The sequence below is a fragment of the Verrucomicrobiia bacterium genome, assembly GCA_035765895.1.
Classification (GTDB): domain Bacteria; phylum Verrucomicrobiota; class Verrucomicrobiia; order Limisphaerales; family DSYF01; genus DSYF01.
Map to the genome: position 1 here is coordinate 1 of DASTWL010000031.1, position 16079 is coordinate 16079.

13 protein-coding genes are annotated in these 16079 nt (G+C 61.8%); 2 read left to right on the forward strand and 11 right to left on the reverse strand.

Going from position 1 to position 16079, the window contains the following annotated elements:
* The 9 genes from VFV96_06170 to VFV96_06210 all read right to left on the reverse strand — a co-directional run.
* On the reverse strand, window positions 1–481 hold a 481-nt coding region (locus VFV96_06170), incomplete at its 3' end, for a hypothetical protein (protein ID HEU5069981.1).
* Entirely contained in the window at window positions 456–1937 is a 1482-nt protein-coding gene (locus tag VFV96_06175) for a NapC/NirT family cytochrome c (GenBank protein HEU5069982.1), read from the reverse strand. The genes VFV96_06175 and VFV96_06170, both read right to left, overlap by 26 nt.
* A 113-nt stretch (window positions 1938–2050) precedes the next feature.
* Complete coding sequence (locus tag VFV96_06180) at window positions 2051–2380, reverse strand: cytochrome c (GenBank protein ID HEU5069983.1); 330 nt, start codon at window positions 2378–2380, stop codon at window positions 2051–2053.
* Window positions 2381–2497: 117 nt separating this feature from the next.
* Window positions 2498–3736, reverse strand: a complete 1239-nt coding sequence (nrfD, locus tag VFV96_06185; protein HEU5069984.1) for an NrfD/PsrC family molybdoenzyme membrane anchor subunit — start codon at window positions 3734–3736, stop codon at window positions 2498–2500.
* 1 nt (window position 3737) lies between these two features.
* Window positions 3738–4547 carry a 4Fe-4S dicluster domain-containing protein gene (locus VFV96_06190; GenBank protein HEU5069985.1) on the reverse strand — a complete coding sequence of 270 codons (810 nt, stop codon included), beginning with the start codon at window positions 4545–4547 and terminating at the stop codon, window positions 3738–3740.
* On the reverse strand, window positions 4544–5005 hold the full coding sequence (locus VFV96_06195; GenBank protein ID HEU5069986.1) for a hypothetical protein: 462 nt from the start codon (window positions 5003–5005) through the stop codon (window positions 4544–4546). Before VFV96_06195 ends, VFV96_06190 begins: the two co-directional genes overlap by 4 nt.
* 215 nt (window positions 5006–5220) lie before the next feature.
* Window positions 5221–5541, reverse strand: a complete 321-nt coding sequence (locus VFV96_06200; protein ID HEU5069987.1) for a cytochrome c — start codon at window positions 5539–5541, stop codon at window positions 5221–5223.
* 190 nt (window positions 5542–5731) lie between these two features.
* Window positions 5732–6748 carry a hypothetical protein gene (locus VFV96_06205; protein ID HEU5069988.1) on the reverse strand — a complete coding sequence of 339 codons (1017 nt, stop codon included), beginning with the start codon at window positions 6746–6748 and terminating at the stop codon, window positions 5732–5734.
* A gap of 6 nt (window positions 6749–6754) precedes the next feature.
* Window positions 6755–7774 carry a hypothetical protein gene (locus VFV96_06210; GenBank protein ID HEU5069989.1) on the reverse strand — a complete coding sequence of 340 codons (1020 nt, stop codon included), beginning with the start codon at window positions 7772–7774 and terminating at the stop codon, window positions 6755–6757.
* Between the two features lie 100 nt (window positions 7775–7874).
* Between VFV96_06210 and VFV96_06215 the strand changes: the two genes are divergently transcribed.
* On the forward strand, window positions 7875–8891 hold the full coding sequence (locus tag VFV96_06215; GenBank protein HEU5069990.1) for a hypothetical protein: 1017 nt from the start codon (window positions 7875–7877) through the stop codon (window positions 8889–8891).
* Between the two features lie 15 nt (window positions 8892–8906).
* Here VFV96_06215 and VFV96_06220 read toward each other — a convergent pair whose 3' ends face one another.
* Both VFV96_06220 and VFV96_06225 read right to left on the reverse strand, forming a co-directional pair.
* Window positions 8907–10646: an ATPase, T2SS/T4P/T4SS family gene (locus VFV96_06220; protein ID HEU5069991.1), complete on the reverse strand. Its 1740-nt coding sequence runs from the start codon at window positions 10644–10646 to the stop codon at window positions 8907–8909.
* 2 nt (window positions 10647–10648) lie between these two features.
* Window positions 10649–11503: a hypothetical protein gene (locus tag VFV96_06225; GenBank protein ID HEU5069992.1), complete on the reverse strand. Its 855-nt coding sequence runs from the start codon at window positions 11501–11503 to the stop codon at window positions 10649–10651.
* A 232-nt stretch (window positions 11504–11735) separates the two neighbouring features.
* Between VFV96_06225 and VFV96_06230 the strand changes: the two genes are divergently transcribed.
* A complete protein-coding gene (locus VFV96_06230) occupies window positions 11736–16055 on the forward strand; it encodes an amylo-alpha-1,6-glucosidase (GenBank protein ID HEU5069993.1) in 4320 nt (1439 codons plus the stop codon).
* Window positions 16056–16079 lie beyond the last annotated feature (24 nt).

The window sequence follows — 16079 nt, forward strand, 5'->3', positions numbered from 1 at the left end:
ACACCGGCGATGCCGGATGCGTCACCGGCAGCATCTCGTGCGTGCCGTGGCAGTCCTTGCACGACGCCGCGGCGGACGCGCCGAGCTTGTGGCTCACGCCGTGAATGCTGGCCGCGTATTGATTCGCCTCCGGGCCGTGGCAGCGCGCACAGTCAACCGACGCCACGGGTTTGTTGTCATCGGGATGCTGCGTGGTGATGTCCTGGTGGCAACTGACGCAGTTGTTCGTGCGGTGGACCGAGGCCTTGAACAACGTCTCGTCCACGAACACGGAAACCTCCTTGCCATCCGGGCCGGTCTTCGTGAGTGTCTTGTCGCTGTGACACTCCAGACAGTCACTGTTTTTAATGATGTCTGGCGCCGCGGCCGCCGCGTGGGCAAAAAAGAGGGCGCCGGCCACGAATGGCAGCGCCCCTGCAAAAAACGTCGTTCGCAGTTGTTGAATTCGCGTTACGTCACAAGCCGCCGGTGTGGCATTCATTGCACGTGGGATTCTCATCCAGTTCGTCGCCCGGATGAGCAAACTTCAGCCCCTCGGGGTTCAGTTTTTCCAAATCTTTGCCCTGGCCCTGCGCCAGAATGGTGTGGCACGTGTTGCAATCGCTGGCCGTGACAGCCCGCTGGCCGTCGTCGGTCTTGTGCAGGCCGTCATGGCAGCGGAAGCAGCCGGGCCAGTCCTTGTGGCCGATGTTGTTGGGATACGACCGCCAGTCGGCGTTCATCTCCGGGAAGAAATTCTCCTGATAGATGGTTTGCACGGCATCAATCGCACTGCGGACGCGCGGGTCGTTGGGATACTGGCTGGCCAGATGCGTGGCGATGCCCTCCAGCGCCTCGGTTTCGTTCGTGTATTTTTGCGTCAGCACGTAAACCGCGTTCGTCTTGATCCAGCGCAGGCCCGGGTCAATTTTGCCGAGTGACATGGCGAGGTTTACGGACGCGTTCGGCGTCTGGAACGTGTGCGCCGGGCGGTTGTGACAATCCATGCAATCCATACGGCGGATTTCCGCTTCCGGCGGCTGGTTGGTGAAGTTGCGTGTGTGATAAACAGTGACCACACCCTGCCGGTCCGTGACGCGCACCCACGGGATCTTCTGCCGGCTGGCGTCGGGCGCGTAATACTCCACCTTGTTGGCGATGTTCATGTGCCAGTGGATGCCGCCCACGGGACCGTGCGTCGGATCGGACCCGCCCACCTTCAGGAGCAGCCGCACGGAGAACGGCGTGTTGGTCGCATCGCCCAGAAAGTAGTTGTAAGTGCGGTCGAGGTTGCCGGTGAATTTCTTCGGCCAGTGACATTGCTCGCACGTCTCCTGGGCCGGGCGGAGGTTTTTGATCGGCGTCGGCACCGGGCGCGGATACTTGTTGAAGGCGACCGCGTAAAGCTGGTAGCTGCCGGAGAGCTTGGACTTCACGAACCACGTGGCGCCGGAGCCGATGTGGCATTCCACGCAGGCCACGCGCGCATGGGGACCGTGCTGATACGAGACCAGCTCCGGCTTCATCACCGTGTGGCAGGCCTCGCCGCAAAAGGTGACCGACTCGGTAAAGTGATACGTGTGGTAGCTGCCCACCGCGGATATCAGCAGGAACAGCACGGCGCCGGTCAGGAAGAAGGCCATCATGCGCCGGTCACGCGGCCGGGACAAATCCACCACGATCCGGGGAAGCAATCCGCCGGCGGACGCGCCCCGACGACGACGTTCGCGCCAGACGCCCACGAACGTCAGGATGAGCCCCGTGACAAAGAAAAAGGGCGCGACAAAATAGGTCAGGATGCCGATATACGGGTTGGCCCCGTGCGAAAGGGCATCCATGGTGAACAGCAGCAACGTGGAAAACAGGCTGCCGATCACGACCACGAGGCCGGTCAAACTGAGCCAGTTGCGCAACAGCGATGGCCGCTGGGCTTTGGGGGTGGAGACATCTTGGTTCATACGTCCTGGTCCTGCGTTACAACTCCCGCCGATCCGGTCTGCGACCGTGCATTGTTCCTAAACAACCGCCGCGCCTCGGCACAGACAGCGCGGCGGCAAAATGTTGGCCTGACTTACTTCTTGAACGAGCGCATGTGCTCCACAAGCCCCTTGATATCTGCGTCGCTCAAATCCTCGGCCGGCTTCATCAAAATCTTGCCGTCCTTGTCCTTCAACCCTTCCTTGATCGCTTTGGTGGCGGCGGCATCGGTCAGGGCTTCCTGCACCTTGGCGTCGGTGTAATCCTTCGCCCCCATCTTCTGGCCCATCTTGGTCTGCCCCTTGCCATCGGCGCCGTGACATTTCTGGCAGCCCTTTTCATAGAGTGCCTTGGCGTCTTCAGCAGTTGCGCAAACAGCCGTAACCACCAACAACGCCAGACCCAGCAGCAGTTTTCGTTTCATGGCTTTCGTCTTTTGTTTGTTGTTGTTACTGGCGCGACGGAACAGATCGCATCAGTGAAACCAGTCTCGGCGCAAACCAGCCGGCGGGCATTGCCTATCTTGGCAAAGGCTTACCCTCTATTGCCGGACGATGGCAGAGACCGGTGGGCGGCCGGTCTCCTGCCCGCGCTCCGCCAGAAACAATTTCACCATCATGATCAGAATGAGAAAGGGCAGCAGCAGCAGGAAGCCGCCCATGAACCAGCCTTCCATGCCCGCAAAATCCATCTTGTAACTCATGAAGCCCCGCAGGCTCTTGGAAAACAACTGGCCGCCAATGACCACGTTCCAGCGCATGGCCAGCACGCCGGCGAGAATGAGCACCGCCGCCACAAAATAGAGACGGCGACGGACCGGCTCGGCCACGAACCGGCGCAGGATTTGCAGGCATCCCAGGACCAGCAGCGGCACCAGCGTGCCCAGCAGCGCCTGGCCGATGTTAAGCGTGTAAAACAATTTGTGCGTGGCCACGTGACGGATGACCTGGAAGCTTTCGTCGGCGGAATAAATGCGATGGATCCAATCCAGGCCCTCAATCGCCGCGTCAATCACGAGCGCGTAGAACAGGAACATGCCCATCGCATCCAGGCAGCGCATGTCGACCGGTTTGCGGCGCACCCAGTTCAAAACGACATAATTGAAGACGCACAGCGCAATGCCCGAAACCATGGCCGACAGGATGAAAATAACCGGCATGAGCACGTTGCCCCACCACGGATTGGCCTTGATCGACCCGAAGATGAAGCCCACGTAGCCGTGCAACAAGAAGGCGGAGGGGATGCCCAGGATGGAGATGATCCAGCCGATTTTGTGATCCAGCTTCACCGCCTTTTCCGACTCGTCGGAAACGCCGAGCAAAAGCAACCGATACAACAATCCGCGCAAACCGGTCTCGGTTCGGGCCCAGACCACAAAGTCCTGCCGGTAATCAAACCACAGCTCCAGCAGCAGCACCGCCATCAAATACCACGCATACACAAACCCGAAGATGGCCATCGGCGACGTCAGATGCGGCGTCATCATGATCTGATAGCACCGCTCGGGATGTCCCAGATGGAACAGCAGCGGCAGTGTGGCGCAGAGCAGAAAGGACAGCGCGGTCAGCAAGGAAAGCCGATACACCGGCTCCAGCGCCTGCACACGGAAGACCCGCACCAGCGAGGCCATGATGAACGCACCCGCCACCAGGCCGGTGACATAGGGATAGACCACGATCAAAAAACTCCACAACGGCTCGCGCGTGGCTTCGTTGGGATAAACATATCCTTGGAAATGCGGAATCGCTTCCACGACTGCATTGGTCAAATCGGCCGCCATGTTAACGCACCTCCTTGTCTATGCCGGCATACTGCACCCGCGGTTCCGTGCCGAGATACGGTTTGAGGCTTTGCACGCGGTGCTCGGCAAAGAATTTCTGCAACGGATCGTCCGGCACCGGGTTTTTCAAGTCCCCGAAGATGCGGGCCTGCGACGGACACACCTCCACGCACGCCGGCTTCAATCCGCGGGTGATCCGATGATAACACAACGTGCACTTGTTGGCCGTGTGCGTGACCGGGTCCATGAAGCGACAGCCGTAGGGACATGCCTGGATGCAGAAGCCGCAACCGATGCAGTAATTTGGATCCACGAGCACGACGCCGTCCGGCGACTCAAACGTGGCGCCCACCGGGCACACCTGCGAACAGGGAGAATGCACGCAGAGATTGCACAGCTTGGGCACAAAGAACGACTGGAGGATGTCCTCCTTGGGCACCGGCAAGTCAGGGAATCCATGCATCCCCCCTTCCGGCGAATCCACCAGCACCTCGCCCCGTGTTTCCGCCGAGCCGGGCTCCGGTTTTTTGACAATGTAACGCTCGATCCATGTGCGGTAGTAGGGCCCGATCGGCACGTTGTTCTCCTTCTTGCACGCCTCCACACAGGAGCCGCAACCAATGCAACGGTTCGCATCAATCGCCATTTGCCACTTGTGCTTTGAGGGATCATACCCCTTGGGTGCGCCGGCGGAGGCAAACACTTTCTGCACGGTGGTCTTGGCCGCTTTGGCGGCGGGCGCAGCCGCCACGGCAGCGGCGGCCAGCCCCAGTTTGGCAAGCAGACTGCGACGGGTGATTGGCTCTTTCATGGAACCTCCGAGGGGGCGTGGGGCACGTGACACTCGACGCACTTTTGCCCCGAATAATGATCCCGAACGTTGATTTGTTTCAGCCACTTGGGGCGGGTGGGGTTCTCCTCGTGGCAACGCAGACACGACGTCGTGTTTTTCTTGTCCGGCTTGAATTTGTCCACGTCTGGCGCATCGACATGCTGCTGGCCAGGTCCGTGACAGACTTCGCAGGAAAGCGACTTGTGTTCGAACTTGGCGAGTTGCTTCGCCTTGTCCTCGTGACATTCGGAGCAGGCTTCCTTGCCGGCGTAATGGCGCGGCAGGCTGGCCCGCTCCTCGAGCGCATCCCCGCGATACCAGCCGAATTCACCGAAGGAGGGCGGCGTGAGAAAATAGCGCGCCGCCAGGTAGCTGCCCACGATTCCCATGGTCAGAAGAACCAGACGAACAATTTGTGGAGGAAGTTTGAATCGCATGGCCGCCTCTACATTCAGCCGGGTCATGTCCGCCTCATGCGGAACCGTTTGTCAGCTGTGGCACGACCGTAGAGGCGTTTGCCAGCTGCGACTCTCCGTTGCTTGGCGTTCTCTTCGCATATTTTGGCGGTGGCGTTCAAACGATGCGAAGCGGGCGCCAAAAAGAAAAAGCCACGGACCGAAGTCCGTGGCTCAAACGCAGAAAGGAAACCGGTTTACTTTTTCAAGCCCGCGAGATGCTCAACGGCGGCCTTGATCTCCTCATCGGAAAGACTCTCCCCAAACGCCTTCATCTGCGTCTTGCCCTCTTTGTCCTTCAGGCCCTCTTTGACCGCCTTCACGCCTTCCTCCACCTTGATGGCTTCCTTGGTGTAGTCCTTGCACCCAAGTTTCTCGCCCATCTTGGTCTGGCCCTTGCCGTCTTCACCGTGGCACTTGGCGCAGTTCTTGGCATAAACTTCACCGCCGTCAGCCGCCTTGGCACTCAAAATCGCCGCACAGGCGAACGCACTCGCGAGCAGGATGATCTTTTTCATAATGTTTTGTGTGTTGTGTCGGACGCCACGCTTGGGGCGCTTTGAACATATAAAATATCCCTCGCCCAGCCGGAAGCAACTACCCCTCCTTTGTTCAAGATTCGCCCTATTTTGCACGCCGACGCCAAATTGTGCATACCGCGGATGGTGACCATTTAAGCCAAATGTGCCGCCCTCGCACGCAATGGGCTCACTCACGCACAGCGTTAAGACCGCTGCGGACAATCCGGTCAATCAACTGCGGATATTCGATTCCGGCTTTGCGCGCTGATTGCGCAAAGTCCTCGTCCGCGGCCAGGATGGGATTGGGGTTGGCCTCGATGAAGTAGATTTCGTTGCGCGGCGTCACCCGCAGGTCGATGCGGGCGTAGCCATCGATGGTCAACAGGCGATAGATGCGCTTGCAGGTCTGCTCGATGGCGCGAGCCAGCACCGGGTCGAGGCCTTCGGCAAACTGGTTTTGCAACCCCCAGCGCTGGCGATAGCTCTCATCCCACTTGGCCCGGTAAGTGGCGATTTTGGGTTCGTCCGGCGGAACCTCCTTGAACACCAGCTCGCGAATCGGCAGCGCCTGCAGCCGCTGGTTGCCGAGAATGCTGACGTAAAGCTCCCGCCCTTCGATGTATTCCTCGGCGATGACGTCGTTGTCGTATTTCTCGTGAATGAACTGCACACGCTCGCGAAACTGATCATCACTCTCGACAAACGAAGCCTGGGATATGCCGTAGGAGGCCTCCTCCTTCAACGGCTTGATCAGAATGGGAAACTGCAGCCGCCTGGGACGCACGCCGCGGCGCCCGCGCGGGATGACCGTGAACTCGGGCACGCGGATGCGGTGGTAGCCCAGGATTTTTTTGGAGATGGCCTTGTGTTTGCAGAGCGTCAATCCGGTGGAGCCACAACCGGTGAAGGGAACGCCGTGCATTTCGAGAAAGGAAACAATGTTTTGGTCGAATGCCCGATTGTTGCGGAACTGGTCGGCGAGATTGAAGATGATGTCGGGCTGGAAGCTTTGCAGCTTCTGCCGCAGCAGTTCGAGATCATCAAAGATGACCAGGTGTTCGGTGAGATGGCCGAGCTGCCCGAAGGCCGCCAGCACGTCGGCCTCCGTCTTGCGGTCCCCGGCCAGATACGTGGCCAGATCATGATCGGGCGGGACGGGTTCCACCGCGTCACACAGGACAAGGATTTTCAACTTGTTCTTCACGGAAAATTATTTGGTGCGTTTGAACTTGCCGGTGAACAGGTGGTTCATGACGAGGGTGGTGATGTAGGCGGACACCTGCAAGTTCTGCCGCGGATCGTAGGCCTTGATGTGCAGGCCAAGCGCGTCACAGCGGTTTATCAAGCGGACCAGCAACTGGTCCACACGATAGCGGTTTTCATTTGTCCACTGGCAAACGGCGTTGGTCAGCTGGTGACGGTGGCGGCGGAGATAATCGGAGGCCAGCACGCGGCCGTCCGCTCCGGGCGGTCCGTCGAACAACTGGCGCAGGTCGTTGTCGTAAAAATCCGGGAACGAGTGCTCGTAAGCCTTGCGCTTGCGCGCGTAGTAGGTCTTGAGCTTGACGCGCAGGCAGTCGTAATCCGGCACGCGATACTGGGGTTGATGCACCGGCGGCTTGCCGACGAGAGAGCGCATGAGTTCGTCCACGTATTCAAGCTTGTGAACCGCCTTCCAGCCGGCGTAACGCTGGCGCCAGTTCAGCCCCGGGGTTAGCCAGACCGCAAAGGTTTCCGCGAAGTCCTCGTCGGGATGACTTTGGGCATACCAATCGTCCAGATGCACCACGAAACTCCGGCTATAGGGTCGCGGACGGTAGAAGGAAGGCGTTTCCTCCGCCGAGGTGCGCCCGAAAAATCGCTGCCATTTCCGCTTCTTGAACACCTGATAGGCATACGCATACGCGTGCGCCGCCTCGTGCCGGATGAGCTTCATGAACCATTCGGGCGTTTCTCCTTCCACTTCGAGGATGATTTTCCGCTCCAGTTCGCGCAGCCGGTCATGGGCCAGAAAAAAGGGAATGAAAATCGCCGGAACGCCCACGGGCACAAACCATTCGTCCCCCAAATGACAGGGCGGATGGAAGCTCAGCCCCTGCTGCGTCAGTTCGTCATACAACTGCCGGACCAATGGCTCGAGCGGACCGCCGGCGAGCTTGAGCCCGAGCGTTGAGATGCGCTGTTCGAGCAACTCGTTGTCGCTCAGGCTCGCCCAGTCCGGGTTGTCCATGGGCCAAGGCTAACACGCCGTCGCACCGGCTCACAAGCGCCCCCTGCGCGCGTTTTGCCTTTTGACGCTAAGGCTCGTTTGGGATACGGTCGGAAGACTCATGAGAGCTTCGTTTCAACGCACCTTCTGGCTCGGCACGCTGGCCGTGCTCGCGTTGTGCGAAGGAGTGCTGGCGGATGGTGAACCGATGCGGCCGATCGAGTATTCCGCCCCGAAAGACACCCGCGGATTGGGCACGGCGGGCTCACTGCTTCCCGGTCACTCGCCGCTGGATCAACTGGAGTCCGACTTGAACAACCCGCTCAAGGCGCCGGTATCCGGCAATTCACTGGGCGGCATGATCATGACCACCCCGCCGCCTGTTCCGCCCCCGGCCGTGCAAAACCCGAAACTCAAGCAGCTCATTCAAAAGGAAGAGGACTGGATGTTTCTCAAGTCGGACGAAGTTTTTTCCATCAAATCCCCCGACGACCAATACAAGCCTGAGGAGCTGACTCCGGACGGCCGGAAGCGCAGCGAGCTGCGGCCGATGGAACGCCGCATGCTGGACATCTTCAGCGGAAACAACCCGGCCCAGACCAACGTGGCGGGCGCCGGCGCCGCCTTCGGAGGTTCGCCATTCGATGGCAATGACAGTTATCCGTCAACCTTGAGTCCGGTGGAGAAGGGCATCCGCCGCGCCTTCGGTCTTGACGCCGCGGGTTCCGCCGGCCGTGGCTCGGCTGACGCCGCAAGTTTTTTCGGCTTCAACAACGGTTACAAGCCGCCGGCCAAGCTGAGTGATGCGGAATTGCAGCGCGCGGAAGACTTCAAGAAAATCCTCGACTTCAACAACACCCGGCCGGATGCCACGGCGCCCCTGGCGGACAGCCCGTTCGCCTCGCCTTACGTGGACAGTTCATTCTACGATCCCCCAAAGCCGACGGCGCCCACACTGACGCCCGCGCCTTCCGCCCGGGCCAGTGGCAATTCGTTGAATGGCAGCTTGAGTGACAACACCACCACGGCGCCATGGTGGACCCCGGCAACGCAGCCCACGCCACCTACGCCGCCGCCCACCCGGGCGATGCCGGCGCCAGTGTCGCCGTTCATGAACATCCCGCGCCGCAACTTCTGATTGCGGCCCGCCGCGTCAGTGCGCGGCCGTCAGCACCAGCACCTGTTCGAGTGTGGACACACCTTCGCGCACGCGGTCCAGTGCCACCATGCGCAGTGTGCGCATCCCCTGACCGATGGCGACCTTCGACATTTCCCGCGTATTGGCGCGTGCAATGATCAGTTTGCGAATTTCATCCGACACGGTCATGGCCTCGATGATGGCAATGCGCCCGGCGTAACCGGAGTTCTTGCACCGGTCGCAGCCGCGACCGCGATACAACGTGATGCCGTCAAACAGGCTGGGGTCGATGTTCAGATCCTGATACATCTTGGGCGGATAGACCACGGGCTCCTTGCAATGGGAGCAGATGCGGCGCATGAGCCGTTGCGCGCAGGACAAAATCACCGAGGAGGAAATCAGGAACGGCGCAATGCCCATGTCGTCGAGCCGCGCGATGGCGCCCGGCGCATCATTACAATGCATCGTGGAAAGCACCTGGTGCCCCGTCAACGCCGCTTCAATCGCGATTTCCGCCGTTTCGGTGTCGCGGATTTCACCGATCATGACGATGTCCGGATCCTGGCGGAGAATGGAGCGAAGCGCGTTGGCAAAGGTGAGGCCAATCTCCTTTTTCACCGGCACCTGGTTGATGCCGGGCACCTGAAATTCGACGGGGTCTTCGACTGTTACAATGTTGTAAACCGGGTTGTTCAGTTCGTTCAGCGCCGAATACAGCGTGGTGGTCTTGCCGGAACCGGTCGGTCCCGTGACCAGAATCAGACCGTGCGGCGCATCAACTGCGGCCTTCACCTGCTGGAACGTGTCGGAGTCGAGCCCCAATTTGTCGAGGCTGGCGGACAGGTTCGACTTGTCCAGCACGCGGAGCACGATTTTCTCGCCGTGCACCGTGGGCAGCACGGACACCCGCAGGTCGTAATCCTTGCCGCCGACGCGAACGCGCATGCGGCCGTCCTGCGGCAGCCGGCGCTCGGCGATGTCCAGATTGCTCATGATCTTCAGGCGCGAAGCCAGGGCGAGCTGCATCTGCTTGGGCGGCGGCGTGGCGTCGGTGAGCACGCCGTCCACGCGGTAGCGCAGCCGCATCGTCTTTTCAAACGGCTCCAGGTGAATGTCGCTGGCGCGGTCCTTGATGGCCTGCACGAGGATCAGGTTGGCAAGCTTGATGACCGGCGCCTCCTCGGACGAGGCCGCGAGCTGGTCAAGGTTCACCTCTTCCATCGATTCCTTGACCGTCTCGATGTTGTCGGCGTCCCCATCCCCGTCGGCGCGCTTTTGCGCGTCCTGAATGATGTCCTCGATGCTGCCGCTCTTGGCCGCGTCAATGCCGTTGAGCTTGTCGAGAATGGCCTTCTCGGCCGCGATCATCGGCGCGACTTCCAGCTTGGTGATGCGCTTGACGTCGTCGAGCGCGAGCACGTTCAACGGGTCGGCCATCGCGATGAACAGCTTGTTCTCCAGCCGGGAAACGGCAATGACCTTGTGGTTCTGGGAAATTTCGCGTGGCAGCAGGTCGGCCACCTCCGCGGGAATGCTGACGCGCGCCAGATTGATGGGCGAGACGTTCAAAACCCGCCCCATCGATACAGTCATGTCCTGCTCGCTGACGAGCGCCTTGTCGAGCACGAGCTTGAGCAGCCGCGTGCCCTCCTTCTTCTGCATTTCGAGCAGTTCCTCGACCTGCTTGTGGGTCAGCAGGCCGTCCTCGACCAGGGCGTCCGCGATGCGTTCACCGAATGATTTTACGGGCGGCATGATTATGAACGAAATACTTTGCGGAGGTTTTTGACGATTTCCACCGGCGGCGCCACATACCACAGAATCCGGTTGTGCGTCGCCTCGGACAACTCCTTCGCCGCCTGCGGATTGAACGGATTCGCCGTGGCGACGAGCACGGATTTGCTCATGCGGTCGAACGGCAGCACGCACCAGCGACGGCAGGTTTCCGCCGGAAAGGAGCGGGAAAGCTCGATGTCGATGTCGTATTTTTCGAGCGGGATGTAGCCCACGCGGCTTTTATCCACCAGCACGCGGAGCGACTTTTCAATCGGGTAAATGGCCTTGTCGGCCAGCCGCTGAATGAACGGTTCGACCACATCCGCCGGCGCCAGCATGGGATCAGGCGTTGTCCAGCACAGATCAAAGTCGGCACCGGTAATGTGCTTGCCGTCCACGAACAGCTTGTGCAGGGCCTTGCGCCCATCGTCGATTTCGCCAACGGGCATGCTCCGGCGGCTGCGAACGGTGGTGTCAGAACTTCGCCCGGGCACCAAGGGCGCCGGACTGATGGGCGTCATGGCATCAACCGGGAAGCTCGAAGCCTTGCTTTCAATTTCGAGCAGGGCGGCTTTGACGTCGGGATCGTCGGGAAAACGTTGCAGGATGGTTTCGTATTCCAGAATGGCCGAGGAGAGCTGGCCCATCTGCACATAGGCCTGGGCAATGCGCTTGGAGGTGCCGATGACGTCCTGTTCCCGGCCGAGCTTGCTGTAAGCCTCCTTGAGAATTTCGAGCGACTGGTAGTCCTGCGGCTGCGACTGGGTGATGACCTCGAACATCTCAATTGTTTGATTCAATTGAGCCGCTTCCTCAGAACTTAAGGTGGTTGCCATGCTTTGCTGAGTCTTTGCCCGCTCCACAACGCCGTTGGGCGGACGGGATTGGAGCAATCTTTCGGCCAGTCTAGTTCCCCGGGTTTCATGTGGCAACTGAGAGTTCCGCGTCAAAAAATTCGTCGCTTGTGTCCCAAAGTTGAACCGTGTTGCATTCCGCCGGATTTCGAGAAACTGTGTGCGCGGCCCGAATCGGGCCGCCAAGGAAGGCATGTCCAACCAAACTCCGTTGATGTCCCCTGCCCCGGGCGGGCGGCTGGTGCGCTTTGTCGGCGACCAAATCCGCTTTCAACTGCGGCTCGCCGGCGGCGAGGCTCATCCCCGCAGCTGGCGCGCCCGGCTGCGCACGAATCTGGGCCGGGCCGATGCCCTGCGCCGGGAGATCGTGAATGCGCACGCCAAGGGCGCCCCACCCGCGGGCGCCGCGTGGCGGGATCTGCCAATGGAACAGGACGAACAGGGCTGGTTTTTGCAGATGCCCCTGGCGGAAACAGGCTACTTCAAGGCCAAGGGTTATTTGCTCGACGACCGCGGCTGGCAGCACTGGCCCTCCGGACCAGATTATGGGATTGCCGTCCACCCCGACTGGACGCGCACGGCGAACATCATCTATTGCGCGTTTCCCCGCTTGCACGGACGCAGCAAAAGTGCGTTGCGTCTGGACGACCCGCAACGGGACACCCAGTTCAAGCAGCTCGAGGCGGAAGGCCACGCCATAATTTCACCCTCGGGCAAGCTGCGTGATCTCATCCCGCAACTGCCGCACATCGTCAGCACGCTGGGTTGTCGCATTCTGCATTTGCTGCCCATCGGTCCCACGCCGACCACCTTTGCGCGGTTTGGCCGTTTCGGCAGCCCTTACGCCTGCCTGGATTTGACGGCCATCGATCCGGCACTCGTTGAATTCGACAGGCGCACCACGGGCGTGGATCAATTCCGCGAACTGGCCCTGGCGGTTCATCGTCACGGTGCCCGCGTTTTTCTGGACATCGTGATCAACCACACCGGCTGGGGCTCCACCTTGCAGGAGCAGCATCCCCAATGGTTCGTGCGGAATCCGGGCGGGGAATTTCACAGCCCTGGTGCCTGGGGCACCACGTGGGAAGACCTCGTTGAATTGAAGCAGGACAGCGTCGCCCTCTGGGACGTGATCGCGGAGAGTCTGCTCGTCTGGTGTCGCCGCGGCGTCGATGGATTCCGGTGCGACGCGGGCTACATGGTTCCGATGCCCGCCTGGCAATACATCATCGCCCGCGTCCAGCAGGAGTTTCCCGATGTGGTTTTTTTGCTGGAAGGTCTGGGCGGCGCGTGGGAGGCCACCGAGACCCTCCTGACCGAAGGCGGCATGCAGTGGGCCTACAGCGAATTGTTCCAAAACTACTCCGCGGTGCAGGTCGGCGGGTATCTGGACCACGCCCTCAAGCAAAGCCAGCGGGTCGGCATGCTCATTCATTACGCCGAAACCCACGACAACGCCCGCCTGGCCGCCCGCGGGCGGGCATGGTCCCTCCTGCGCAACCGGCTGTGTGCCCTCGCCAGCGTCAGCGGCGGTTTTGGCTTCACCGGTGGTGTTGAGTGGCTGGCCGAGGAAAAAATCAAGGTTCACGGCTGCACGGGCCTGAACTGGGGTGCGCCCAACAACATCATTCCGGAGCTGGCCCAGTTGAACCGGCTCCTCGCCTGGCATCCCGCCTTCTTCGATGGCGCCACCCTGACGCGGGTCAGCACGCTCGATTCCGATGTGTTCGCGTTGTTCCGCGAATCGGCCGAGGGCAAGGATGCCGTGCTGGTGCTGGTGAATCTTGATCCGGACCAGCCGCGCGAAATCAAACTGCCCGTCGCCAAGCTGGCGCACGCGACGCCGGCCCACGTGGGCGCGGAAGGTCGTTGGCTGAACGCGTTCGACCTGTTGGGCCAGCCCGTGCCCGAAATGGCACACCACGCGAATCAACTGCGGTTCAAACTGCCGGCCGGCGCCGCCTATTGCCTGGCCGCCACGCTCGAACCGATGGGTCTCCACGGCGACGGTTACCGGCAGGCCCGCGCGCGCGCCGCCTGGGCCGTGGCGTGCCTGTGCCAGGTTCATCCACCCGAAACCGTGGGCGCGTTCGACTGGCTGACGCTCGCCGCCGAGGTCGAAGCCTCGCCGGCCCGGTTTCTGGCCGCCGCCAGCCGGCGGGGGCCACGCACCGAGACCTCCGGCGCCGCGCCATTTCCCAATGTCATTCGCTGGGCCCGCGAGGATGCGCGCCGCATCACGCTGATTCCGCCGCACCATTGGTTGCTGCTGGAGGACGACGCCCCGTTCCGCGCCACGCTGGCCGCGGCGCAACCCGAAAATGCGCCACCCAACGATTCTCCGGCGCAGCACATTTGTTCCGTGGTCGGAGGCAAAACCCGCTTCGCCTGCTTTCCTCCCCGCACCGAACCGCTCGACGCTGTCCTGACGCTCGAACGATTGACGGAACCGTTTGAGCCCGTCATCGCGGCGGTGCGCTTTCTCCCGGCCGAGCCGGTCGTCCCGCAACGTCGCCCGCTGCCCGAGGATCTGGTGCTGCTCACCAACGGGCGCGGCGGCATGGCGCGGCTTTGCGTTGATCTGGGCCGGGTGAACTCCAAATACGACTGCGTGCTCGGCGCCAATCTGCATCCCACGTTGCCGGTGGACCGCCACGTTTTCGCGAAGCGCCTGCGGGTCTGGGTGAATGCCGACGGCTTCATCACGCCGCTGGACTACCACAACCTCGCCAGCTTCCATCCGGGACCGCCCGCCGTCTGGCAGTTTGTGGCGCAAGCCGGTGACGGCCGCACCGTGGAATTGCAACTTGCGGCGGACATGCTGCCCGGGCGCAACACCACCCTGTTTCGTTTCAGCCGGCCGAATGTCAGCGAAGCTCACGGCAAACAACTCCCCGCCGAAGCCAACGTGCGCCTCACGGTGCGCGTGGACATCGAGGACCGCAATTTCCATTCGGAAACCAAACACAACGGCGGCGCGGATCATCACTTCACAGTCAACACGCACCCGCTCGCGGCCCCGGCCATAGGCTTCGCGTTCACACCCGCCCGGGATCGCCAACTGCGCGTGGTGGCCGGCCACGGCATTTTCCATCCGCAACCGGAATGGTGTTTCAACGTGCCGCACCCCGTCGAAGCCACGCGTGGGCAAACCGGTGCGGGCGATGTTTACAGCCCGGGCTGGTTTGAACTGGCCATCAACAAGGGCGACGCCATCAATTTGATCGTCACCGCGGAGGCGGCTGACCCGACGGACGCCGAAGTCCGGACTCTGGCCGACGCGGCAGGCCGGTGGCAGGCCGCCCGTGAAGCCGGCCGGCCGCTGGACAGTTCGGCCCTGCAACAAGCCGCACGTGCGTTCGTCGTGCGCCGCGGCGAAGGCCGCACGGTCATTGCGGGTTACCCGTGGTTTCTCGACTGGGGCCGCGACACGCTGATCTGCGCGCGTGGCCTGCTTGCCGCCGGCATGATCGAGGAAGTGCGCGAAATCCTGCTCACCTTCGCGCGCTTCGAGGAAAAGGGCACCCTGCCCAACATCATTCATGGCGAGCACGTGGGAAATCGCGACACCTCCGATGCGCCGCTGTGGTTTGGCATCGTGTGCGAGGAACTGGCCGGGCGGCGCGGCGCGGCCGACTTTTACGCAACGCCCGTGGAGGCCGGCAAACGGCCGCTGGCCGAAGTGTTGCGCAGCATCGCCGCCGGCTATCTGGCGGGCACCCCCAACGGCATTCACGTGGACGCCGCTTCAGGACTCGTCTGGAGTCCCGGCCATTTCACGTGGATGGACACCAATTATCCCGCCGGCACGCCCCGCGAAGGTTATCCCATCGAAATCCAATGCCTCTGGATCCGGTTGTTGCGGCAGCTGGACCGCATCGGGGCCCGGCCCGCCGGCGAACCATGGTCCGCGCTGGCCGACCGCGCCACCCGCTCGCTGGAGCAATTCTTCTGGCTCGAAGAACCGGGCTGGTTTGCCGATTCCCTCCGCGCAGAACGCGGCATGCCCGCCGCCCGGTCGGCCGTGGATGATGCACTGCGCAGCAACGGCCTGTTCACCGTCAGCCTCGGGTTGATCCACGGTGAGCGCGCGCAACGCATGACCGAAGCCGTGCGTCGCTGGCTGGTGGTGCCGGGCGGATTGCGGTCGCTCGCGCCGCTGCCGGTGAAACTGCCGCTGGACATCCGCCACCACGGTCAGCTGCTGAACGACCCGCGCCGGCCGTATTGCGGCCGCTACGAGGGCGACGAGGACACGCGCCGCAAGCCCGCATATCACAACGGCACCGCGTGGACGTGGACGTTTCCGGTGTTCTGCGAAGCCCTGGCCCGCGCATGGGAGGCTTCGCCCGAAGCCGTCGCCGCCGCCCGCGCCTACTTGACCAGCAGCTTCCGCCTGCTTGACGAAGGCTGCCTCGGTCAAATCCCGGAAGTGCTCGATGGCGATGCCCCGCACCGCCAGCGCGGGTGCGATGCCCAGGCCTGGGGCGCGACTGAAGCGTTGCGCGTGTGGCAATGGCTCGCCGGATGCTGAGATGAATTTCCGTTTTGCGTTTCC

Excerpts from the sequence above, each read along its gene's own strand:
- VFV96_06230 (HEU5069993.1), top strand. The coding sequence starts at position 11,736 with ATGTCCCCTGCCCCGGGCGGGCGGCTGGTGCGCTTTGTCGGCGACCAA.
- VFV96_06175 (HEU5069982.1), bottom strand. The coding sequence starts at position 1,937 with ATGAACCAAGATGTCTCCACCCCCAAAGCCCAGCGGCCATCGCTGTTG.
- nrfD (HEU5069984.1), bottom strand. The coding sequence starts at position 3,736 with ATGGCGGCCGATTTGACCAATGCAGTCGTGGAAGCGATTCCGCATTTC.
- VFV96_06225 (HEU5069992.1), bottom strand. The coding sequence starts at position 11,503 with ATGGCAACCACCTTAAGTTCTGAGGAAGCGGCTCAATTGAATCAAACA.
- VFV96_06210 (HEU5069989.1), bottom strand. The coding sequence starts at position 7,774 with ATGGACAACCCGGACTGGGCGAGCCTGAGCGACAACGAGTTGCTCGAA.
- VFV96_06195 (HEU5069986.1), bottom strand. The coding sequence starts at position 5,005 with ATGCGATTCAAACTTCCTCCACAAATTGTTCGTCTGGTTCTTCTGACC.
- VFV96_06215 (HEU5069990.1), top strand. The coding sequence starts at position 7,875 with ATGAGAGCTTCGTTTCAACGCACCTTCTGGCTCGGCACGCTGGCCGTG.
- VFV96_06180 (HEU5069983.1), bottom strand. The coding sequence starts at position 2,380 with ATGAAACGAAAACTGCTGCTGGGTCTGGCGTTGTTGGTGGTTACGGCT.
- VFV96_06220 (HEU5069991.1), bottom strand. The coding sequence starts at position 10,646 with ATGCCGCCCGTAAAATCATTCGGTGAACGCATCGCGGACGCCCTGGTC.
- VFV96_06190 (HEU5069985.1), bottom strand. The coding sequence starts at position 4,547 with ATGAAAGAGCCAATCACCCGTCGCAGTCTGCTTGCCAAACTGGGGCTG.
- VFV96_06200 (HEU5069987.1), bottom strand. The coding sequence starts at position 5,541 with ATGAAAAAGATCATCCTGCTCGCGAGTGCGTTCGCCTGTGCGGCGATT.